Annotated in this window: 22 protein-coding genes and 1 tRNA gene; 15 read left to right on the top strand and 8 right to left on the bottom strand. The window is 55.9% G+C overall.

Annotation, left to right across the window (positions count from 1 at the left end; all coding sequences use genetic code 11):
• The first annotated feature begins 144 nt into the window (after positions 1-144).
• The gene (locus tag ASD8599_RS05765; protein ID WP_108830027.1) at positions 145-1,944 is read left to right on the top strand and encodes an ABC transporter ATP-binding protein; all 1,800 of its coding nucleotides are present in this window, start codon (positions 145-147) and stop codon (positions 1,942-1,944) included.
• Positions 1,945-1,968: 24 nt separating this feature from the next.
• On the opposite strand, the gene ASD8599_RS05760 is transcribed toward ASD8599_RS05765, so the two are convergent.
• The gene (locus tag ASD8599_RS05760) at positions 1,969-2,643 is read right to left on the bottom strand and encodes a TIGR04283 family arsenosugar biosynthesis glycosyltransferase (RefSeq protein ID WP_108827650.1); all 675 of its coding nucleotides are present in this window, start codon (positions 2,641-2,643) and stop codon (positions 1,969-1,971) included.
• 68 nt (positions 2,644-2,711) lie between these two features.
• Between ASD8599_RS05760 and ygfZ the strand changes: the two genes are divergently transcribed.
• The gene (ygfZ, locus tag ASD8599_RS05755; protein WP_108827649.1) at positions 2,712-3,449 is read left to right on the top strand and encodes a CAF17-like 4Fe-4S cluster assembly/insertion protein YgfZ; all 738 of its coding nucleotides are present in this window, start codon (positions 2,712-2,714) and stop codon (positions 3,447-3,449) included.
• A gap of 23 nt (positions 3,450-3,472) precedes the next feature.
• Here ygfZ and ASD8599_RS05750 read toward each other — a convergent pair whose 3' ends face one another.
• Both ASD8599_RS05750 and ASD8599_RS05745 read right to left on the bottom strand, forming a co-directional pair.
• Positions 3,473-4,342: a CobW family GTP-binding protein gene (locus ASD8599_RS05750; protein ID WP_108827648.1), complete on the bottom strand. Its 870-nt coding sequence runs from the start codon at positions 4,340-4,342 to the stop codon at positions 3,473-3,475.
• Complete coding sequence (locus ASD8599_RS05745) at positions 4,339-5,964, bottom strand: amidohydrolase (protein ID WP_108827647.1); 1,626 nt, start codon at positions 5,962-5,964, stop codon at positions 4,339-4,341. Before ASD8599_RS05745 ends, ASD8599_RS05750 begins: the two co-directional genes overlap by 4 nt.
• Positions 5,965-6,262: 298 nt before the next feature.
• Between ASD8599_RS05745 and ASD8599_RS05740 the strand changes: the two genes are divergently transcribed.
• The 5 genes from ASD8599_RS05740 to ASD8599_RS05720 all read left to right on the top strand — a co-directional run bounded on the left by ASD8599_RS05740 (position 6,263) and on the right by ASD8599_RS05720 (position 11,720).
• Positions 6,263-7,822, top strand: a complete 1,560-nt coding sequence (locus ASD8599_RS05740; RefSeq protein WP_108827646.1) for an ABC transporter substrate-binding protein — start codon at positions 6,263-6,265, stop codon at positions 7,820-7,822.
• Positions 7,823-7,944: 122 nt separating this feature from the next.
• Positions 7,945-8,919, top strand: coding sequence for an ABC transporter permease (locus ASD8599_RS05735; protein WP_108827645.1), 975 nt, complete (start codon positions 7,945-7,947; stop codon positions 8,917-8,919).
• 4 nt (positions 8,920-8,923) lie between these two features.
• Positions 8,924-9,793 (top strand): ABC transporter permease, encoded by an 870-nt coding sequence (locus ASD8599_RS05730; RefSeq protein WP_108827644.1) that lies wholly within the window; start codon positions 8,924-8,926, stop codon positions 9,791-9,793.
• Complete coding sequence (locus ASD8599_RS05725; protein ID WP_108827643.1) at positions 9,790-10,764, top strand: ABC transporter ATP-binding protein; 975 nt, start codon at positions 9,790-9,792, stop codon at positions 10,762-10,764. The genes ASD8599_RS05730 and ASD8599_RS05725 overlap by 4 nt, the downstream gene beginning before the upstream one ends.
• Entirely contained in the window at positions 10,761-11,720 is a 960-nt protein-coding gene (locus tag ASD8599_RS05720; protein ID WP_108827642.1) for an ABC transporter ATP-binding protein, read from the top strand. Before ASD8599_RS05725 ends, ASD8599_RS05720 begins: the two co-directional genes overlap by 4 nt.
• 117 nt (positions 11,721-11,837) lie before the next feature.
• On the opposite strand, the gene efp is transcribed toward ASD8599_RS05720, so the two are convergent.
• Complete coding sequence (gene efp / locus ASD8599_RS05715) at positions 11,838-12,401, bottom strand: elongation factor P (protein ID WP_108827641.1); 564 nt, start codon at positions 12,399-12,401, stop codon at positions 11,838-11,840.
• Positions 12,402-12,621: 220 nt separating this feature from the next.
• Between efp and ASD8599_RS05710 the strand changes: the two genes are divergently transcribed.
• On the top strand, positions 12,622-12,942 hold the full coding sequence (locus ASD8599_RS05710; RefSeq protein WP_108827640.1) for a DUF6280 family protein: 321 nt from the start codon (positions 12,622-12,624) through the stop codon (positions 12,940-12,942).
• A 120-nt stretch (positions 12,943-13,062) separates the two neighbouring features.
• Here the strand turns inward: ASD8599_RS05710 and ASD8599_RS05705 are convergent, their stop codons facing one another.
• From ASD8599_RS05705 to ASD8599_RS05690, 4 genes are all read right to left on the bottom strand, one after another.
• Positions 13,063-13,638 carry a cobalamin biosynthesis protein CobQ gene (locus ASD8599_RS05705; RefSeq protein WP_108827639.1) on the bottom strand — a complete coding sequence of 192 codons (576 nt, stop codon included), beginning with the start codon at positions 13,636-13,638 and terminating at the stop codon, positions 13,063-13,065.
• Positions 13,639-13,700: 62 nt separating this feature from the next.
• Positions 13,701-14,825, bottom strand: a complete 1,125-nt coding sequence (locus ASD8599_RS05700) for a hypothetical protein (protein ID WP_108827638.1) — start codon at positions 14,823-14,825, stop codon at positions 13,701-13,703.
• Positions 14,826-14,899: 74 nt separating this feature from the next.
• On the bottom strand, positions 14,900-16,339 hold the full coding sequence (locus ASD8599_RS05695; protein ID WP_245925939.1) for a TolC family outer membrane protein: 1,440 nt from the start codon (positions 16,337-16,339) through the stop codon (positions 14,900-14,902).
• A gap of 66 nt (positions 16,340-16,405) precedes the next feature.
• Positions 16,406-17,059, bottom strand: a complete 654-nt coding sequence (locus tag ASD8599_RS05690) for a protein-L-isoaspartate O-methyltransferase family protein (protein WP_108827637.1) — start codon at positions 17,057-17,059, stop codon at positions 16,406-16,408.
• A 147-nt stretch (positions 17,060-17,206) separates the two neighbouring features.
• Between ASD8599_RS05690 and ASD8599_RS05685 the strand changes: the two genes are divergently transcribed.
• The 7 genes from ASD8599_RS05685 to ASD8599_RS05655 all read left to right on the top strand — a co-directional run bounded on the left by ASD8599_RS05685 (position 17,207) and on the right by ASD8599_RS05655 (position 22,425).
• Positions 17,207-17,280, top strand: a tRNA-Cys gene (locus tag ASD8599_RS05685).
• A 280-nt stretch (positions 17,281-17,560) separates the two neighbouring features.
• The gene (locus ASD8599_RS05680) at positions 17,561-18,478 is read left to right on the top strand and encodes a LysR family transcriptional regulator (RefSeq protein WP_181364416.1); all 918 of its coding nucleotides are present in this window, start codon (positions 17,561-17,563) and stop codon (positions 18,476-18,478) included.
• Positions 18,479-18,583: 105 nt separating this feature from the next.
• Positions 18,584-19,012 carry an MAPEG family protein gene (locus ASD8599_RS05675; RefSeq protein ID WP_181364415.1) on the top strand — a complete coding sequence of 143 codons (429 nt, stop codon included), beginning with the start codon at positions 18,584-18,586 and terminating at the stop codon, positions 19,010-19,012.
• A gap of 148 nt (positions 19,013-19,160) precedes the next feature.
• Positions 19,161-20,174, top strand: a complete 1,014-nt coding sequence (locus tag ASD8599_RS05670; protein ID WP_108827634.1) for a restriction endonuclease — start codon at positions 19,161-19,163, stop codon at positions 20,172-20,174.
• Positions 20,175-20,236: 62 nt separating this feature from the next.
• On the top strand, positions 20,237-21,202 hold the full coding sequence (locus ASD8599_RS05665) for a DNA cytosine methyltransferase (RefSeq protein WP_108827633.1): 966 nt from the start codon (positions 20,237-20,239) through the stop codon (positions 21,200-21,202).
• 18 nt (positions 21,203-21,220) lie between these two features.
• Entirely contained in the window at positions 21,221-21,664 is a 444-nt protein-coding gene (locus tag ASD8599_RS05660) for a DMT family transporter (RefSeq protein WP_108827632.1), read from the top strand.
• A 74-nt stretch (positions 21,665-21,738) separates the two neighbouring features.
• Positions 21,739-22,425, top strand: coding sequence for a vWA domain-containing protein (locus ASD8599_RS05655; protein ID WP_245925937.1), 687 nt, complete (start codon positions 21,739-21,741; stop codon positions 22,423-22,425).
• Positions 22,426-22,430: the final 5 nt, after the last annotated feature.

Below are 22,430 nucleotides of genomic sequence, written 5' to 3'. Positions count from 1 at the left end.
AACTATCTGATTTTCCCAACGGCGCAGGCGCACCGCGTGACAGAACACACCCCGACACCCGAGACCCCCACTACCCCCGTTCCGTCGTCCAACGATGAAACCTTCAGCTCGCGTGAGTTGCTGGGGTGGCTGTGGCGCACTTATATGCGCAAACACCTGCCCGTTTTGGCCATTGCCGTTGTGTTCATGGCACTGGAAGGCTCCACGTTGGGTGCTCTTAGCTACATGATGCAGCCTATGTTCGATGACGTCTTTGTGGCGGGCAGTTCGGATATGTTGATTTGGGTCGGGCTGGTTCTGATTTCGGTGTTTGTGGTCCGTGCTGTGTCTTCAGTGGTGCAAAAGGTACTGCTGACGAAAATTGCGCAGAAAACCGCCGCTGCCCTGCGGATCGACATCCTTGAACATATGATGAAGCAAGACGGGGCGTTCCATCAAACGCATCCGCCGGGCTTTTTGATCCAGCGTGTGCAATCGGATGTGAATGCGGTGGGCGATGTCTGGCGTGCCGTCATCACGGGGGCCGGGCGTGACTTGATGGGGCTGATCGTGCTGCTTGGTGTTGCCATCAGTGTCGATCCGGTCTGGGCCTTGCTGGCCTGCGTTGGCATTCCCGTTTTGGTACTACCTGCGGCCATGGCACAACGATATGTGCGCGTGCAGGCGCGACAAGCCCGTGATTTGGGGGCTGATCTTAGCACCCGCCTAGACGAGGTTTTTCACGGTATCGTGCAGATCAAGTTGAACGCGCTGGAACAGTACCAATCCCGCCAGTACCGCCATTTGACCCAGATGTTTGTGCGCACAGAAGTCAAAACAGCTTTTGGTGGCGCGGCAATTCCCGCGATGATCGACATCATGTCCGGAATCGGTTTTATGGCTGTGATTCTGTACGGTGGCTCCGAGATTATCGCAGGTGAAAAGTCCATTGGTCAGTTCATGACGTTTTTCACAGCCATGGGGTTTACCTTTAACCCCTTGCGCCGTTTGGGCGGTATCAGCGGACTGTGGCAAGTGGCCGCTGCCGCGTTGGAGCGGGTCAAGGCGCTTCTGAATGCACCTTTGGTTTTGGCGTCTGCCGAAAACCCCGTGCCAGCCCCCGAAGGTACCCCGGAAATCGCACTGGACGGCGTCAGCTTGTCTTATGGTGAATCGGCTGTTTTGCACGATCTGTCGTTGGTCGCGGAACCCGGCAAAACAACGGCTTTGGTCGGTGCATCCGGCGCCGGGAAATCCACAATTTTCAACCTGTTGACCCGCTTGGTTGATCCCCAGACAGGGACCGTCAAGTTGGGTGGTGTTGAAACCCGCGACATGGCGCTGGACGATTTGCGCGACTTGTTTTCAGTGGTGACGCAAGAAGCCTTGTTGTTTGACGAGACCCTGCGCGAAAATATCGTTTTGGGCCGCGAAGACGTCACAGACGAACAATTGACCAAGGCACTGGACGCGGCCTTTGTCAGTGATTTTCTGGACAAGCTGCCTGACGGTTTGGACACGCGCGTCGGACCGCGCGGCTCTGCCCTGTCTGGCGGGCAACGCCAACGGGTTGTGATTGCACGTGCATTGCTGCGCGATACGCCAATTTTGTTGCTAGACGAAGCAACATCCGCATTGGACGCGCAATCTGAAAACGTGGTGCAGCAAGCTTTGGACAAACTGTCGACGGGGCGCACAACCTTGGTAATCGCACATAGACTGTCGACCATTCGCGAGGCCGACAAGATTGTTGTGATGGACCGTGGCCGTGTTGTGGATCAAGGCACCCACGAGGACTTGTTGGCGCGCGGCGGCATGTATGCCGACCTGTACCGCCTGCAGTTCAAGGAAGGCAAAGCCGTGGTCGATCTGGACCCAAGTGCAACCAAGCCGCCCCATTTTGACGCGGCCCCCAGCCCAAGGGCCGGTCTTTTGGCACGGATACGCGGACGCTTGTTCGGCTAGGGTCAGGACCCCAAAAGCTTCCTGCTATTTCCGATAGCTTCGGGCCAGTGTTTCAACGTCGGCGCCAAAACTATATCGCAACAAAACCAACAGGTTGCGCCCACCACGGCGCATCCACCCTTGAGACTGGTATTTTTGGGCACTGGTGATGGCCACGACATCAATCGGTGCCAATTGCCCCTTAAGCGCCCGTGCCATAGCGACGTCTTCCATCAGTGGCTGATCGACGTATCCCCCCACCACCTCGTACATGTCCCGCAACAGAAAAAGCCCCTGATCGCCATAAGGCAACCCGCGCCTGCTGCGCCAATTGGCCCAACCCGCAACAATTTTCGCAGGCAACCCACCTTTGTCGAATGCCAACTGAAACCAACCCGCCTTGCGCCCTTGCATGTGCCGCATGACTGGTCCGACCCATCCCGGTGACAGCTGTGTGTCTGCATGCAAAACCAGCAACCAAGCCCCTTGGGCCGCAGCACATCCGCGTTGCAATTGCCCCCCGCGTGACGCCGGCCCCGACACAATTTCCGCGCCCCAGTCTTTTGCCAATGCTATCGTTTGGTCTGTTGATCCACCGTCGCTGATGATGACCTCGCGGATCACGCCGGCTTCGACCCCTTCCATCAGACACGCCAAACTCCCATGCAGCGATGCGCCTGCGTTCAGGGTTGGAATCACCACGGATATCGGTGCGCGCATCATTGGCCCCTTTTGTCTGCTCTCACAGACGCTATATGTCAGATAAGCGCCCATGAGGACCACATAACATGACCCAACGCCGCATCTTTTGCCTAACGGGCAAAGACACCCGTGATTTTCTGCAAGGTTTGATCACAAATGATATCGCAAAGGTAGACAATGGCCTGGTCTACACAGCCCTTCTGACGCCGCAGGGCAAGTATATCGCTGACTTTTTTGTGTTTCTCTCAGGCGGTGACATTCATCTGGACGCAGATGCCGACCAAGCGGATGCGTTGGTGCAAAGACTAAGCATGTATAAATTACGCGCCGACGTGTCGATCCAAGAGGTCCCTTTGCACCTGCACCGTGGCACAGGCGATACGCCCGAAGACGGATTCGCCGATCCGCGTCACAGTGCCATGGGATGGCGTGCCTATCGTGACACCGAATGGCGCGAAGACACGGATTGGACTGCCCTTCAGGTAAGCCATCTGGTGCCGCAGTCTGGCGTCGATTTGACCCCCGACACCTTCATTCTTGAAGCTGGGTTTGAGCGTTTGAATGGCGTGGATTTTAAAAAAGGCTGTTACGTGGGCCAAGAAGTGACAGCCCGCATGAAGCACAAAACCGAACTGCGCAAAGGGCTGGCGCAAGTGACCGTCACCGGTGACGCCCCGTCCGGTACTCAGATCACGGCGAATGGCAAATCCGTTGGCACTTTGTTAAGCCGCGCAGGGGACTTGGCCATTGCCTATTTACGCTTTGATCGCGCGAAGGGTCCAATGCAAGCGGGCAATGCCACCGTCACATGGGACGCGCCCTAAACTCAGCCTCTAGGGTCAGAGCCCTAGACACTGGCCCACCAGTTTTGGAAATCTTCGCGGGTGATGTGGCCCTTTAGTCCGATGCCCACCAGTTGCGTTTGGGTGTTTTCGGATACCGGAACCGGTTTCAGGCTGTGGCTCGGACCTACGCAATGCAGCTCGGTCATTCCGCGTTCGCTGGCCACGAACCCTTTGATCCGAAGCGCTTTTGCGGGCCTGTTGCGGATCAACGCATCCAGTTGCGCCCGCGACAACACCCGATCCTCCCGTGTGTTCCACGACACATAGGCAGGGTGCACCTCTGCCACGGCTTTGGGGCCTGACCCAAGCGCGTCACCCAATATCAGAGGCGCTGTTACATCCAGCGTCGCCAAATCCAGAACCTGCGCCTCAGGCACCCCCAAAGCGGCAGGCACCTGGCCTGCGTCCGCCTTGCTGATCAACACCAGATCCGCCACATCCACCTGCCCGCGCAACTGCGCCCCGATTTGAATGTCAGACGCCAAGGCATCGTAGTTTTGCGCATCAACCACCGTCACCACACCCCCATAGCTTAGGTCTGGTTCCGCCATGGCCACCTGTGCAATGCGCGCAGGGTCCGCGATGCCCGAAGCCTCGATCACCAGATGATCGGGGCGCGGGGTGCGGTCCAAAACATCGCCCACAGCCATGAACAAATCCGCCCCCATGGTGCAACACACACAGCCGTTGGACAGCTCGACCATATCGTCGCTTTGGCTTTCGATCAGAGCTGCGTCAATGTTGATGGCCCCGAAATCATTGACCATCACCAACACACGTTGTCCGTGATCTTCTGCCAGCAAACGGTTGATCAAAGTGGTTTTTCCAGCCCCGAGGTAGCCCCCGATAACTGTTAGAGGCAAACGGTTCACAGCAAATGCACCTGACCGCCATGCACCGTTCCCAACACAGGTACATCTTTTAAAGCCATCGGATCAACCGCCGTGGGATCATCTCCCAAAATGGCAAAGTCGGCTTGTTTGCCCGCTTCGATACTGCCGATTTCAGCGTCCAGTTTCAGCGTATACGCGGCCCCCATCGTGATCGCATACAGCGCTTCATCCACGGTGATGCATTGCGCAGCCCCCAAGGTCTGGCCCGTCATCGTTTGACGGTTCACGGCGCACCACGCCGTAAACAACGGCCCCAATGGGGTCACCGGCGCGTCAGAGTGAAGGGCTACGGGCACACCTTCATCCAAAGCTGTGCGGGCGGCATCCATACGTTCAGCGCGATCGCGGCCCAACGTCAATTCAACGTGCTGATCGCCGAAATACCATATGTGGTTGGCAAAAATGTTGGTGCAGCACCCAAGTTCCTTGGCACGCTGATACTGGTCGCGGCCCATCATCTGGCAGTGCTGCAAAACATGGCGATGGCCCGGTGCTGGATGGTTGCGCAAGGCGGCCTCAATCGCGGCGATGGACACTTCGGCGGCCTCATCCCCATTGACGTGGATGTGCATTTGAATGCCACGTTTTTGCATCTCGTCACACAACGCATAAATCTGTTCCGGCGCTGTGTTCCAAATGCCATTGGGCTGACCGCCAACATAATGGGGCCATTTCACCCGAGCCGTCCACCCCTGGATCGACCCGTCTGTCATCAACTTCACAGCCCCCAACCGGAGCTTGTCGGTGGAAGATTTTGCAAGGGTTTCAGCCCTGTCGGCGACCTGAACCGGTTCGCCCATCGCCCCCAACACAGGCACAATACGCAACGGAAAAGTGTCGCGGCCGGTGATGTCCAACATCACTTTCAGATCATCATCTTCCATGGATGAAAACAAATCCGTAATCGTGGTCACGCCAGCGCGCTGCGCCACCTCTGCGAAGTCGGCAATCGCTTCCGGAGTCTGTGACAACCCCCTGAAATCAATCCCCAAACGGCGCATGATAGGAAACATGGCCGCCATTTCCTGTAGCTCTCCGGTGGGCGCACCGTCCGGGCCTTTGATAACGCCTTCCGCATTCGTGCCTCCGTCATACCCCGCCATTTCCAAAGCCTTGGAATTCACACACATCAAGTGGAAGTTGGAAAAGATAATTGCGATGGGGCGGTCGGTGCTGATCTGGTCCAGGTGTTTGGCGCTTAACCTTTCGGACGTCAGAAAAATCGGGTCAAACCCCCACCCGACAAGCGGGTCATCAGGGCCAAGACCCTGCGCATATGTGGTCAACCCGTCCACCACCGCGTCGATGTCTGTCATGCCTGTCCAAAGCTTGCCTTGCGGGTCAATACGGTCGTGATAGCCCGCATACGCATAGCGCCACATGGCCCCCGCCATCATGTGCGCGTGGCCTTCGACCATGCCGGGCATCAAGGTTGCATGGGCAAGAGTTTCGTCATGGGTCACAGCGCCCCATTGATCGGCGCAGGTTGCACCACCAACAGCCAAAACTTTACCGTCGCGCACAGCCACATGCGTGGCATCCCGGCGATTCGGGTCCATTGTGATAATCTTTTTCGCTTTGAAAACAGTAATTTGGGTCATGCGCCCCTCCCCTTCGTTGCATAATTCAGTAACGTAAGACGATGCACCGATAAATGGTGTTGTGGGGCGCGGCGGATCAGGAATAGGCAGCAGTAAAGCGCCTTTCAAAAGGCAGCCTCAAAGTATTTAACATATAAACTAATAACTTACGCCTCTTTGGGGGCTTGAAAATACATTTCATTTTCCTGCGGAAAGCGAAAAAACTGTAACGCCTACGTAAAAAACTGTTCCCAAATGGCCAGATTTGGCTAGCCTCAGATCAATAACACCCAAAAAAACAATTCTAAGGGAGTCCAACATGACAGTAATGACACGCCTTCTGGGCGCAGCCGCGATCGTCGTGGCAGGCATGGCATCTGCCCCGCTTGTCCATGCCGAAGGGGGAACTTTGGTGATCGCCTCGACCCAAGTTCCACGCCATCTTAACGGTGCAGTGCAGTCCGGGATCGCCACAGCCGTGCCATCCACCCAAATTTTTGCGTCACCCCTGCGCTACGACGAAAATTGGGAACCACAGCCCTATCTGGCCGAAAGTTGGACGGTCGCAGACGACGGCATGTCGGTAACGCTGAACCTTGTGCAGAATGCGACCTTCCACGACGGTAAGCCTGTAACATCCGAAGACGTTGCGTTTTCCATCATGACAACCAAGGAAAACCACCCTTTCAAATCCATGTTCGCGCCCGTGTCCACAATCGATACACCCGACGCGCACACCGTCGTCATCAACCTTGATAAACCGCACCCCGCGTTGCTTTTGGCCCTGTCGCCTGCATTGGCGCCGGTTTTGCCCAAACACATCTACGGCGACGGCCAGGACGCGAAATCGCATCCAGCCAACTCTGCGCCTGTCGGGTCCGGCCCCTTCATGCTGGAAGAATTTACGCCCGGCGAAGCTGTGATCATGAAGAAGAACCCCAACTTCTTTATCGACGGACGCCCAAAACTGGATGAGATCATCATCCGCATCATCAAAGATCCATCCGCCTTGCTGATCGCAATGGAAAACGGCGATGCGGATATGTATCCGTTCATGGCAGGCAGCCAGGAAATCAAACGGCTGGAAAAAGTTGACGCGCTGTCCATCACAACCGACGGCTATGCAGCGGTTGGTCCGATCAACTGGCTGGCCTTCAATACGGCTTCCCCAAAACTGAGCGACGTGCGCGTGCGTCAGGCCATTTCCTATGCGGTGGACCGCGACTTTATCACCAAAGCGCTGCACCGCGGTGTTTCAACGGCCCAGCGTGGTCCGATCATCGAAAGCTCGCCCTACTTTGACGAGACAATCCCAAGCTACGATGTCGATCTCAACAAGGCCAACGCCTTGATGGCAGAGGCAGGGTTCGGCGACGGGATGGAGCTGACAATCGACTATATTCCGGGACCAAAGGAACAACAGCAGTCCATTGCGGAATACATGAAGTCGCAGCTCAAGAAGATAGGTATCGCGCTGACCGTTCGGGCGGCACCTGATTTCCCGACATGGGCGGGCCGCGTTGGCGGACATGACTTTGAACTGTCGATGGACATCGTCTTCAACTGGGGGGATCCTGTGATCGGTGTGCACCGCTCATATCTGAGCGACAACATCAAAAAAGGCGTGATCTGGTCAAACACGCAGCAATACAGCAACGCCAAAGTTGACGAATTGCTGAATGCGGCCGCGGTCGAATTGGATGATGCCAAACGCGCATCTTTGTATGCAGAGTTCCAACAACAAGTGGCTGCAGATCTGCCCGTCTATTGGATCAACGCGCTGCCTTACCACACGGCCTACAACAGCAAGTTGAAGAACGTGCCGACAGGCATCTGGGGTACAATGCACCCGATGGATATGATCGAATGGGGCGAATAAACCTTTAAAATCAGTCGGGCGGCGAACCCAAAGCGCCGCCCGATCCCTTCATCTCGCGAAATAAACCTCCGCCGGAGGCATCTTGCATTTGCAACACGCAACCCGGCCAGAAAGCTTACCCCATGACCGCCTCTTACATCCTACGCCGCGTCGGATACGGACTTTTGCTGATGCTGGGCGTCGTGGTTTTGAATTTCCTTCTGATCCGTTTGGCACCAGGTGATCCAGCAGTCGTCATCGCGGGCGAAATGGGCGGCGCAACGGAAGAGGTGCTGGCCAGCATCCGCGCCGACTACGGCCTTGATAAACCGCTATCAACACAGCTTTGGATCTACATCTCGGGCGTTGCCACAGGCGATCTTGGGGATAGTTTCTTTTTCAACCAGCCTGTATCGTCCTTGATCGCATTGCGCGTCGGACCAACCATCCTTCTGGTGATTACAGCGCAAATCCTGTCCATCGCATTGGGCGTTTTTCTAGGCGTCATTGCTGCACGCAAACCCAATGGTATCCTGTCAGGGTTTGTGTCGGTTTTTGCCACGATCGGTTACGCCGTGCCGGTGTTCTGGACAGGGATCATGCTGATCATCCTGTTTGCTTCCGTCTTGCCCGTTTTTCCTGTGGAGGGCATGCAGTCGGTGAAACTGCGCGATGCCAGCCTTTGGATCAAAACGCTGGATATCGCCCACCACCTTGTTCTGCCCGCCTTCACGCTGGCGATCATCTATTTGGCACAATACGCACGGCTGTCACGGGCCTCTATGCTTGAGGTGCTCAGTTCGGATTACATCAGAACCGCCCGTGCCAAAGGTGCGTCCGAAGGCAGCGTTTTGTTCAAACATGCTCTGCGCAATGCGGCGCTGCCCATCCTGACGGTTGCAGGTTTGCAATTTGGCAATCTGATTTCTGGCGCTTTGCTGGTAGAAACAGTTTTCAACTGGCCCGGAATGGGGCGCTTGGCGTTCGACAGCATTCTGCGGCGCGACTATCCGACCATTCTGGGTGTGTTATTTTTTGCCTCCGCGATGGTTGTGATTGCGAACCTGATCACCGATCTCAGCTATCGCTGGGCTGATCCACGCCTGCGGGGACGATGACACCATGACCGAAAATACCGAATTCACAGCCGAAAGCCCAGGGCTAGAAGCATGGCGGATGTTCCGGCGCAATATCCCTGCGGTGTTCGGACTGGTTCTGTTGATTGCCATTATTCTCGCCACACTTTACGGCGCATTGCTTTATGGTGGCGACCCTTTCGACATTGTTTGGGCCCCCCATGAGCCCCCCGGCGCGACACCCGAATTTCCATTGGGCACCGACTATTTGGGCCGTGATTTGATGGCAGGCATTTTGACAGGCGGCGGGCCAACACTGACAGTGGGGGCCGTGGCGGCGGCAATCACCATGGTCATTGGCATATCGCTGGGGGCTTTGGCGGGCTTCTATGGCGGTTGGATCGACAACCTTTTGATGCGCTTCACCGAATTCTTTCAGGTCTTGCCAGCATTGCTGTTTGCCATGGTTTTGGTCACACTCTTTTCGCCCTCGATGTGGACCATTGCCATCGCCATCGGTGTTGTAAGTTGGCCCCAAACCGCGCGATTGACGCGGGCCGAGTTTTTGAAAATCAAAGAACTGGAATACGTCACAGCCGCCCGCGCCATTGGCGCACGCAACAAGCGCATCATCTGGAAGGTAATTTTGCCCAACGCGGCACCCCCCTTGATCGTTTCGGCCACTTTGACCATCGGCGTCGCCATATTGTTTGAAGCGGGCCTGTCCTTTTTGGGCCTTGGCGATCCCAATGTGATGTCATGGGGGCTGATGATCGGCGCCAACCGCGAATACATCCTTGACGCATGGTGGCCAGTGACCTTTCCCGGCCTTGCCATTTTTCTAACAGTCTTCGCTGTATCCCTTGTGGGCGACGGGCTGAACGACGCCTTTAATCCGAAACTGAGACAACGATGAGCCCGCTTCTGGAAATCAACGATCTGGCCGTGACCTTTGCGACACGGCACGGCGAAGTGACGGCTCTTGATTCCGTGTCCCTGCACGTCAATGAGGGCGAAACACTGGGTATCGTCGGTGAAAGCGGCTGTGGAAAATCCATTACAGCCTTGTCGGTTATGGGGCTGATCCCACAGCCACCGGGCCGCATCAAAGCCGGGTCAATCAAACTGGCAGGCGAAGAATTTGTCGGCGCCCCGCAGGCCCGATTGCGCCAGATGCGCGGCGGTGAAGCGGCAATGATTTTTCAGGAACCCATGAGCTCTTTGAATCCTGTGTTCACTGTTGGCGCCCAGATCGCCGAAGCGATCATGCTACATCAAAACACCACACGCGATCAGGCCATGAAAGACGCCGTGGCCCTGTTGGACCGCGTCGGCATCCCCGAACCTGACAAACGCGCACGTGACTATCCACACCAGCTTTCAGGGGGCATGCGCCAACGGGTTATGATTGCCATGGCTGTGTCCTGCCGCCCTAAGTTGCTGATTGCGGATGAACCCACAACCGCGCTGGATGTCACGGTGCAGGCGCAAATCTTCGACCTTCTGAACGAAATCCAACGTGATTTTGGCGCTGCGATCCTTCTGATCACCCACGATATGGGCGCGATTGCCGAAATGGCAGACCGCGTGTCCGTTATGTATGCAGGCCGCGTCATTGAAACCGCCAGCGCCGACGCCGTGTTGGACACGCCGCAACACCCCTATGCACGGGGTCTGATCGACTGCATTCCCGCTTTGGGCAAAGCGGACGGCGGGTTAAAGGAAATCCCCGGCGTCGTGCCGCCCTTACATCTTTTGGGGAACGGCTGCGCCTTTGCTGCACGCTGTGCGCATGCAGATGCGCGATGCTTGCGCGAAAAACCGGCCCTTCTGGATCATGGCCATCACCCCGCCGCCTGCCACGGCGTCGAGGAGGCACGGCTATGACCACTTTGCTGGACGTCCAAGACCTGACAGTACGCTTTGCGCTGCCCCGCCCCCGCATGTTCGCACCGCGCCCCCATCTTGAGGCGGTGCGCGCCGTTTCCTTTACCTTGAAAAAAGGCCGTGCCCTTGGGATCGTCGGCGAAAGCGGATCGGGCAAAACAACCGCCGCGATGGCGGCAATCCGGTTGACACAATCCACGTCCGGCAAAGTGTTATTTGAAGGCGACGACCTGCTGAAGCTTAGCGACGAAGACATGCGTGCGCGGCGACGCGATGTGCAGCTGATCTTTCAAGACCCGTATTCGTCACTGAACCCGCGTGCACGCGTAGGTGACATCGTGCGCGAACCCTTGGACCTTCTGGACATCGGCACCCCTGCGGACAGGATGGAACGTGTCCGCGAGTTGTTCGCATTGGTGGGCCTGCGCGAAGACCAACTTAGCCTGTTTCCACACCAGTTTTCCGGCGGACAACGCCAGCGTATCTCGATTGCTCGGGCATTGACCACCAATCCCAAACTCTTGGTGTGCGACGAACCGGTATCCGCATTGGATGTCGCCATCCAAGCCCAAATCCTAAACCTTTTGGCAAAGCTGAAACGTGATTTGGGATTAAGTTATCTGTTCATCAGCCACGATCTGGGCGTCGTGCGCCACGTCTGTGATGATGTGGCCGTGATGTACTTGGGCAAAATCGTCGAGCAGGCTCCGGTCGAGCAATTGTTTGACGCGCCGCAACACCCCTACACGCAAGCTTTGTTATCGGCGGCACCCTCTTTGAAACGGCGCAAATCCCAAGGATACACGCGGCCATTGAACATCTCGGGCGACCCGCCAAGCCCCATCAACCCGCCCCTTGGTTGCGCCTTTGCACAAAGATGCCCCAAAGCGGCAGCCTTATGCACTGAAAAACGCCCCCAATTGGAAAACGGAGTGGCCTGCCACTTTCCCGGTTAGAAAAGTCCCCGATTAGAAGCATCCGCCACAAAGAAAAACCCGCCGTCCCGAACACCCCCTGCGGATACCGCATGGGGCTTGGGACTGGCGGGTTCCATATTGGATAGAGACGCAGAATTAGGCGCGCTCTGAATATTCCATGGTTTCGGTGTTCACCACGATGTCTTCATCCTGACCTACAAACGGCGGTACCATGACCTTGACGCCATTGTCCAAAATCGCAGGCTTAAACGAGTTGGCCGCAGTCTGGCCTTTGACGACAGGCTCTGTTTCCACAACCTTGCAGATCACCTTTTGCGGAATTGTCGCGTTCAGGGCTTCGGCTTCGTGGAATTCCACAACAATGGTCATGCCGTCTTGCAAGAACGGGCGGCGTTCGCCCAACAGGTCTGCCGGCAATTGGATCTGCTCGTAGGTTTCGATGTCCATCACAACCAGCATGCCATCGTCTTCATACAAGAACTGTTGGTCTTTTTGTTCAAGACGCACGCGTTCAACTTTGTCGGCGCTGCGGAAGCGTTCGTTCAATTTGGATCCGTTGCGCAGATTGCGCAGTTCGACTTGTGCAAAGGCGCCGCCCTTGCCGGGTTTGACGTGGTCTACCTTCACAGCAGCCCAAAGGCCTGCGTTGTGCTCAAGTACGTTACCTGGGCGAATTTCGTTTCCGTTAATTTTGGGCATTGTGGCAAAACCGTGTCTAAAGGTTGATGAAAGATTTACTGACCCTATATCTTGTTGTGATGAGCCGAACAAGACAACGAAATATTGCGCTGCGTCGCGGCGAGACTTGCGTAAAATGCAACGGAGCTATGCAAGATTAGGGTATCCGAATCGGAGAAAACCAGTCATAAGAAGCTTCACGCCGAAAACACAAGAGCAAGAATAATTGAAAGGACGACGAATGAAAGATTTTGTCGACGGCACTGCCTTTAACAACGAACAAGGCAATCGTGCACGTAAACTATTCGCAGCCGTGGTATTGGCTGCATTGGACGACGCCATTGCGGATGACAAGAAATATGGCAATGGTCCAGAACAAATCGCACGTTGGGCACGGTCCCGCGATGGGCGTGAAGTTCTAAGCTGCGCGGGTATCGACCCCAACGAGCGGGTTGTGACCGGCTTGATGGAATTTGTTGGCAAAGGTGTGCGGACTTCCGTTGCTTTGTCACGCGAAGAAAGCGAACGCCGCAACGCGGCACAGCAGGCCGAAGCCGCCTGATCGCAATCGTTTAAGACTGCTACGTAAAACGCGCCCTCTGCTCGGGCGCGTTTTGCGTTTCAACCTGTTGGTTTTTGACGTCACGCTGGCTTTTGCGGGCATACACCGCACGGGTAGGGTTCAACCGCCAAAGACAAACAGCCATTGGCGCACCACCCAAAGCTCTGCCACCAGCAACGCCCCTACAAGCGACGCCGCCCAAACTGGCAGTTGCCGTTTCCAAAGCACCCCGGCACTGACTGTTGCTGCTGCCGCCTCTATTGGCGCCACCCAATGCGCCCCATGGTGCCTGTCCCAGTAGCTGTAAGGGCTTTCAAACACCCAAGACGTCAACGGCCAAAAATGGGCACGCCCGTCATCATGATGGAGCGGGAAATCCAGCGCCAGATGCAAAATGGCGGCCCCGCATATCGCAATCGCCCATGCCTGCCGCGACCACAAGGCCGCCGCCAGCAAAGCGGCCCAAACCACAAACGAATTGTCCACGGCGAAAATGCTTTGCCACAGTTCCGAAAAATACAATTCGCCAAAAACGTAAGCCGGCGGCAAATCGAAAAGGAACAACGCCCCGCCTGCCAACACATACAACGACAGGTCAGGTAAAACCGCCCCGAACATCGCGGCAAGCAATAGTTTTGATGTAGCCGGACGGGCAAAACACGCCGCGCCCAATAGAAGATGCGCCGGCGTATTCATTCAAATGGACCAAAATGCACCAAGACGCAGACCTGTTCCAGCCAACGTGCGCAGGCAGGCACCTACTCTAGATCTTGTGCGGCTATTGCGCGATGAATTTCGCGGCGCACCAGCTTACGGACATTGCGTGTGATGCGTTCGCCCAAAGCGCCTTGCAGCTCTTCGCGGACAATATCACTGACCATTTCACGCAAGGTTTCTTCATCCAGGATGTCTGCAATATCCGACGTTTCTGCAAAATCATTCGCGCCCTGAACGACTGTTGCGTCGATCGCTTCAGGTTCCGCGTCATCCCAAGTCATGGAAGGCGCTTCGGTGCCGGAATAATCGCTGTCACCGGTATCATCCGGTTCCCATTCATCGTCCCGTTTTCCAATCACGGCTTCCAGCGCTGCAATCTTGGAAGTCAGTGTTTCTGCTTGCGCCGCGTGTCCAAACGGCTCTTCAGGACCCATCAATTCGGCCTCGACAACATCTTGAGTGCCATCATCGGCGTCAAGATTGTCAGTCTGCGCAGTGTCAGTGTCCGCAGTGTCAGTGTCCGCGACGGCGTCATGTCCTTCGAACTCAGGCGTGTCCTGCGTGTCCGCGTCACGTGATGGCGCATTATCCGTTTGTAAGGCTTCGGGCGCAGATTCACTGTGGTCTTGATGCTCTGTCGTCTCGGTATCCTGCACGTCGGCGTCACCGGAACGCGCTGCGAAATCAGCCATCCGCTGATCCCAATCCATCACCACCCCGTCATCGTGTGAATTTTCGTGCCCTTCTTGGCTGCCATCTGCGTGGCGGCCTGCGTGGTCGTCCTCCACGTTGACAAACGGGGCTTCATCGTCGGCCTTGCCTTGTAGATCGTCCCCATGGTCAGCGTGGTTTGCGTGATCTTCGGCGTCAGCTTGGTGTGGTGTTTCTGACACATCTTCGGGCGCATGTGCCCATTCGTCATCGCCGTTTTGCGCAGGCGCAGTGTCACCATCGTCGGTTTGAACCGTCGACAAAGACGCCACAGGATCACTGTCTTGCGATGTTTCGGAAGCGTCCATGACCCGCAATGCAGGCGTCAAAACAAGCCGATCCTGCGTGACAGGCGCTTGCACAGCAGCCGCTACAGCGGGTCGATCTTCGGAAACCAAACGGCGGATAGAGGACAGAACGTCCTCAACTTCCACGCTTTTCACGGGGTCTGACATTTTTATTTACCACTCTTGCCTCACGGACACCTTACAGAGCGCCCGAGATTCGGACAACAGGTGCTTAAAATCCGTCAGTCTTTTTGCAAAGCCCGCAGAACCTTGTCCAATTGGCGTCCTTGCTTGCTGCGTACGGCGACACCATCCTTGACCAGCTCATAGTAAGCTGCAGGATCATATTGCTGTACAGGCAGGTTCATGTTCTTGGCAGTCAAAAGCCCCATCGAAGCCAGCACCGTATAGGCTGCCACATACTGCTGGCTTTGGGCTGTGATACGAGATGCTTCGGCATCAAGAAGTTCCTGTTCCGCATCCAGAACATCCAAAGTGGTCCTTGAGCCGACTTTGACCTCTTCGCGAACGCCACGAAAGGCCACACGCGATGCACGGATCTGGCGTTCGCTGGCTTCAAGACTTGCGCGTGCAATCCCTACGTCCGCAAAGGCGTTGCCAACTTCCTGTTGCACGTTGTGGCGCACCACATGCAAATTACCGCGTGCCGCATCCCGACGCGCGATTTCACGGCGCACAGCAGATGACAAAGCGCCACCCTGATAGATCGGGCCCTGTACTGTCACGCCAACTGCGGCCCGTGTGCTTGATGTATCTGCATTGTAGGTCTCAACGGCACGTACAGACCCGTTCAACGTATAAGTCGGATCCATCGCGGCTTTGGCTGCGAAAATGCTATGTTCTAAAGACGCAACCTGATGTTGGACCTGCGCCATATCCGGGTGGCTGCGCACAGCCAAGGATTTGGCGCGTTTCAGGTTGGTTTCGACTTTTGGAAGCTTGGGCACATTCAAACGGCCAGGCTTACGTCCGACAACATTTCGAAATTCCTCGACAGCTTTGATCTGGTTGCCTTCGGCAGTGGCCAAACCACTTCGCGCCTGAGCCAATCGGGCTTCCGCCAAGGCGACGTCCGTGCGTGTGATGTCGCCCAGTTCGAACCGGTCGCGTGCCGCCCGCAATTCTTGCGTCAACAAGCGTAAATTGTTGCGACGCAACGCAACGATTTCACCGCTTTGACGCAAGTTGAAGTAGGCGGCAACTGCGCGCAGCATAATCTGCTGTTCGATGGAAACAAGGCCCGCACGCGTCGCCAGAACCGTCTCTTTCAATGCGTCGATGCTCGCTTTGGATCCACCGCTATCATACAAAAGCAAGCTGGCTGTTATCTGTGCTGTGACGTCCGTCACCGGATTTCGCGGGGAAAAAAACGATGTCGGAGAGGTGTCGCGGTATTCCGCGGTCACTGACCAGTTCAGGATCGGTTTCAAAGCGGCCGCCGCGGATGCAACATTTTCGTCAGCGACACGCAGCAATGCGCGGTTTTGTTCCAAAAGTCCGCTGTGGTTGTAGGCGCTTGTCAATGCATCGCCCAAAGTGTCAGAGTGCGCCGCCATCGGCACCAAAGCAACCGGCGACAAAACCACAAAGGCTGTGGCCATCCGCATCCCGATTTTCCGCATTTGCCCAATTTTCCGCATTTGATTGTTCAAAACTCGCATACACCGCACTCCTTCTGTCGTGGGTAGGTTCGGCACGGCACAAAAGGCCGCGCCAATTGCATTAGCTTACAATTGAAACTTGGCGTGGCTTTCAAAACCGGGCAAGACAGGCGCCCCTGCGTTGAAAGCAAGACGCCAAGTGATCTTGCCATCCATTTTGTAGCCGATACGCGCTTCGCCCAATGCACCATCCATGAACAACGCGGCAATGCGTCCGCCTTCTTTCAACTGGTTCAGGATTGTATCCGGGATATGGGCAACCCCGCCCTGAACAACAATCACGTCATAGGGCCCGTGTTCTTGTGCGCCTGCCGTCAAAGGACCGACATGTGGCACCACATTGTCGATGCCTGCGGCGCTCCATGCATCCGCCGCGTCACGCGCGGCTGTCTCATCATCTTCCAGCGCAACCACCGCCTGCGCCATGTGGGCAATCACTGCAGAGGAATAACCAAACGCGCAGCCCACATCCAAAACCAGCTCATCGTTGGAGATATCCAAGCCGTCCAGCATTTTCGCCAAACTGCGCGGTTCAAGCACAACGCGTCCGCCCCCGAGTTCAAGGTTTTCCCCCATATACGCCGCTTCCTTTTGTGCATTCGGCACGAAGTCTTCGCGGGGCACAGAAAGCATGGCTTCGATGATAGGGAATTTGGTCACATCCGAAGGACGCACTTGCGTGTCGACCATCATTGTACGGCGTGCGGAGAAGTCTGTCATGTAGCTAAACTCATTCGTTCAGAATCCGGTTGGACCAGATGTGCCATATCTACCGCCAAGGGGCAACGGAAGGATGATGCAAATTGCACCTAGCCCCTCTTGCTAGGCCCAGTTTTATCCGCTAGGACGCATCTCACACTCAAAGGCGGCGAGTTGGTAGAGTGGTTATGCAGCGGATTGCAAATCCGTGTACACCGGTTCGATTCCGGTACTCGCCTCCATTCCCTGTCTTAAGTCCTTGTGTTGGTTGTAGGCCTATTTTGTCGGGCATTGGCAGTGTGTGATTTGATCGCTTTGTCAAAGTCCCGCTTTGGGGTGTTTTTTGCTCTTTTGTCCTAGTGGCGCCTCTGCCAAAGAGAACAACCCTCAGAGAGTTGAATTACCGATCATTCCTGAAGTCCTTGATTTAGAAAAACGACTCGATAGGTTTTTGGCACACGCATTTTGCAAGACGCCCATTCGGACAGAGCAAATCAGTTGGTGATGCAGAAAGGAAAGACAGTGTTAGGTGCTCAGAATTTGGACTGGGAGGACGTCAAAAGCTTCGCAGTGGTCGCAGTGGCAGGGTCGGTGCGTCGGGCTGCGAAAGAATTGAAGGTCCATCATTCCACAATCAGCCGCCGCATCGACAGTCTGGAACACGCGCTTGGCACAAAGCTGTTTGACCGCAGACCGGAGGGTTATGTCCTGACGGCGGCAGGCGAGACGTTTTCGGGAACGGTACAGGAATGTGGTTTGCTTTTGAACAACACTGAGCGCTTCATTTCAGGGCAAGATCGCGACTTGAGTGGAAAAATCACAGTCACCATGGCGGAATCCTTGGCCGTACATGCATTTGCCCCGCGTTTGGCTGAATTCGCGAAACTGCACCCGAACATAGAAGTCCACATGATTATGACCACAAAGGTCATTGATTTGTCCCGCCGTGAAGCCGACATCGCGCTGCGCATCGACAACAATCCCCCTCAGACGTTGGTGGGTAAGCGACTGTTTCCTTATTTTCAGACCGTTTACGCGACGCAAAAATATCTTGACGATCATGATTTCGAGACCCGCCCGGAAGAGGCCCGTTGGGTTGCATGGCATGCAGGCAAAAACAGGTTTCCCGCCTGGACCAAAGAGGCCGGTTTTGGACGTGTGCCTCTTTGGGGGCATTTCCCCGAGCCGGCCATGCAACAGGCGGCCGCACGGGGTGGGCTTGGTCTGGCGATGCTGCCTTGCATGATGGGCGACAGTGACCCTGAACTGGTTCGCGCCACGTCACGCAAGCCCATGAAAGCCCGTGACATTTGGTTACTGACACACAGCGACCTGCGTCAGACTGCACGCATCAGAGCCTTTATGACCTTCGCAGAGAACGTCATGCAGGATGCGAAGCCCCGGATATTGGGTCATTTACACGAGGGTAGCGGTGCGTAAATGCGCCACTATGGTGCGAAAAATCCGAATGACAACGCAATTTTGCGCGTCAAATATGGTGTAAACCCAATCGGACGTCCCCGTCCGCAACACTGGAGACACACAATGGAATTTCCTTATGTCGCTGCATCGGTCGGTGCTTTTTTGATCGTCCTGCAACAGATTTTTATGATGATTGCAGGCACTTATCGGGGAAAGGTGTCGATTGGCGTCGGATTTGGCACGGATAAGGAGCTGGAAAGAAAAATTCGCCGCCACGGGAACCTGGCCGAGAACGCCGCGATTTTTCTGGTCGTACTGGGTTTCGCCGAACTGCTGACAGGTGGCAGCATCGTCACAACCGCACTTGGCCTTACCTTTCTAGTGGCACGCATCTGCCACGGCATTGCATTTTCTTCCCTGTCGGGGTCGCATGGCCAAGAAAACGGCGCCCGCATTTTTGTGCTTTGCCGTCTGGTGGGGGCCCTTGGCACTGGTTTAAGCGGCATCGGTTTGGGGCTTTACCTGCTGTTCAAGCTGGCCACTCAGACTTAATCTGTTTTGCTCCGTCCGACGCCTGGCCTGATCGGTCAGGTTTCGGGCCATGCAATGTCACTGCACTGTCCAGTGGACACAGCGCAACACTGCACCTAGCAGAATCATTCCGCGCCCTGCACTCTGCGCCGACAAAAGGGCGTACAACATGGACAAAACCCAGTTTGAAGACGTGTTGGCCGCGGCGTGTGTACAATTGACCGCCGAAGCCCGCGCCAGCACCCAGCACCATAAGCCCAGCGCCTTTGAATTGCGCGTGCGCACGGTGATGGGGGATTTGCTGCACGGCACCGGACTGGACGCACAGCCCGACATTGATCAGGGATTTCCCGATATCGTTGTTGGTGGCTTCGGCGTTGAGGTCAAAGCCACGGAAAGCAACAGCTGGCGGTGCATCGCCAACTCCGTTTCCGAGGGCCAACGGGCCAAGGACGTCGATCAAATCTACGTCATCTACGGAAAATTCGGCGGCACCCCCGAAGTCCGTTGGGCGGATTATGGCAATTCCATCATGCATGTCCGCACAAGCCATGTTCCACGTTTCGAAATCGAAATCGGCACACAGACCCCGTTGTTCGAGAATCTCGGCACCACCTACGAAGATTTTCGGTCGCTGCCGATGAACGACAAGATGCCATTGATCCGCCAATATGCTCGCGGGCGTTTGAAGGAAGGGGAACGGCTTTGGTGGCTTGAAGACAGTGACATCGACAATCAGTCACATTCGCTGCCCTTACAGGTACAGGTTTACATGGACTTGCCACAACATCAAAAGCGGCAGTTTAGGGCGGAAGCTGCGTTGATGTGTCCCCAGATTGTGGGCGGGTCCCGGCAACGTCGCAAGTATGTGGATGCGGTTCTGTATCTGATGACCTATCGCGGCGTTTTATGCCCGCAGGCCCGTGATCTTTATTCGGCAGGCAGCGTTGGAGAAAAGGGACCGACAGGCAATTTTCTGATCAATGCCCTGATCGACATCCAAACAGAGTTTCGCGCCGCCGCAACCAATCTTGAAGACGCATTGTTTCTGGAGTATTGGGGAACATGTCCTGCGGCCAAGGACAGGCTGTTGGAATGGCTGGAACGCGCGGATGCGTTTGCGCAAGACTGGACGCCTTCGGACTACCTCTTTTTGGAAGAGCAGGGTAAAGTAGCGCCATAGGCAGATAGCAAAAGCCAGCCGGGCATGAACATGCCGGGCGTTGCGCAAAAGGGGGATACGACATGAAAAACAACTACAAAGTGGTGTCCCTGTTCAGCGGCTGTGGCGGCATGGATCTTGGGCTGATGGGCGGATTCTCGTTCCTTGGCAAACACTATGCGGAACGCCCTTTTGACGTGATCTGGGCCAATGACCTGAACCCGTTTGCGTGCAAGACCTACGAACACAATCTGAAACACCCAATTTTACAAGGCGACGTCTGGGGCCACCTCGATAGCCTGCCAGAAGCTTGTGATGTCGTTGTGGGCGGTTTTCCGTGTCAGGACATTTCCATCAACGGCAAACGTGCAGGCGTTGCGGGCGAACGCAGCGGATTGTACCGCGCCATGGTCGAAACCGTGCGGCGCATGCAGCCCAAAGTGTTTGTTGCCGAAAATGTCCGTGGCCTGCTGTACAAGTACAACGCCGACAGCCTCAAGCAGGTGCTCGAGGATTTCACGGCCCTTGGCTATGACGTCACCTACCAATTGTATCACGCGGCCGATTTTGAGGTGCCCCAACGCCGCGAACGCGTATTCATTGTCGGCGTCAAAGGCGGCACCGTGCCCTTTACGCCGCCAAAACCGACCTTGGACAAGCACACTTGGATCACTTCCAAAGCAGCAATTGCCGACCTTGCAGGACTAGAGCAGGACGCCGACTACAGCCACGTGTGGTCACTGGCCAAGAAAAGCAGCGATCAGGGCGGCCGCAAACTGGACCCCAACAAAACCTCCCATACCATTCGCGCAGAATGTCATGGCAACAACCAGTTCCACTACGAATTGCCCCGACGTATTTCCATGCGCGAAGCGGCCCGCTTCCAGACCTTTCCCGACGATTTCATCTTCAAAGCCAAGCTGCGTGAAACAGAGCGCATGATCGGCAATGCCGTTCCGCCTGTTCTGGCCTGGCATCTGGCAAACAGCCTGCTTGAGACGTTGGAAGCCCACACAAATCACCAGAACGACCTGGTCGCTGCAGAATAACGGCAAGGACCCTGCCCCATGAAACCCTGGTTGCTTAGTCTAATCGTGTTTGGCGCGGGCATCGGCATCCCCACAATGGCCGCCATCAACGCAAATCTTGGCGCACGGTTGGCCAGTCCGGTTTTTGCCACTGTTGTTTTGATGTTCTTCGGGTTTGCCCTATCCGCGACTTATCTGGTTTTTGCGCAAGGCATGCCCCGCCTGCCATCGCAGTTCCCCCCGCTATGGACCCTGACAGGTGGCTTTTTCGTGGTGTTCTATGTGCTGTCCGTCACAGCCATCGCCCCGATCATCGGGCTTGGAAATGCGATTTTTCTGGTCCTTTTGGGGCAAATCGTCGCCACAACCGCCATCGATCACTTTGGCTTGTTTGGCGCCATCAAGACGGAAGTATCTTTACGTAAGGTGGCCGGCATTGCCTTTATGATCGTTGGAATAATTCTGGCGCGCAAAGCAACTTGAAGACCGCACCGCCCTTCCGCGCCTAAGACTTTGGGCCAGTGGACAGGTCGGCCACACCATGCAACGCTGTCCCCATGCAACGAAATGCACCCCTGTTTGCCCTTTGTCTTGCCGCCACGCCTGCGGCAGCCACTAACGATTGCAGCGCGGACGCGATGATTGTCTTTGACGGATCAGGCTCAATGGCTGAAATGGGGTTCAATGACATAGACGAGCCACGCATTTTTGAAGCACGGCGCGCCATGGCGGATGCCATTCCTGACATTGCCAGAAACAGACACTTGGGATTGGTTATTTACGGCCCCAACGGCGTGGACGAATGCACAGGGCTTGATGTGCGCTTTGCGCCGATGGCAAACGCGGCCCAAGCCGTGATGGACGCTGTGAATACCTTGGAACCCACCGGCAGCACGCCTTTGACGGCGGCAGTCGGGCTTGCGGCCCAAACACTGGATTACACGCGCAAACCTGCCACCATCGTTCTGGTCACGGACGGCAAAGAAACCTGCAACGGCCAACCCTGCGCCCTTGCGGCGGAACTGGCTGCAACCGGCGTAGACACCACCGTGCATGTCATCGGCTTCAAGGTGCGCGGGTCCTTCTTTTCGTGGGACCGGCAAACCGACAACGACTACAACGTGTCAGACGCCGTATCGCGCTGTCTGGCGGATCGCACGGGCGGCACCTATGCCAGCGCTGAAACCCTGGACGATTTGGTTGAAGCGCTGCGGGCGTCTTTGGGATGTGCATTGTTGTTCTAGGTTCT

Origin of the sequence: Ascidiaceihabitans donghaensis (genome assembly GCF_900302465.1) — a bacterium.
Classification (GTDB): Bacteria; Pseudomonadota; Alphaproteobacteria; order Rhodobacterales; family Rhodobacteraceae; genus Ascidiaceihabitans; species Ascidiaceihabitans donghaensis.
The sequence above is the reverse complement of the archived record's forward strand: the minus strand, read 5'-3'. Positions and strand labels throughout refer to the sequence as shown.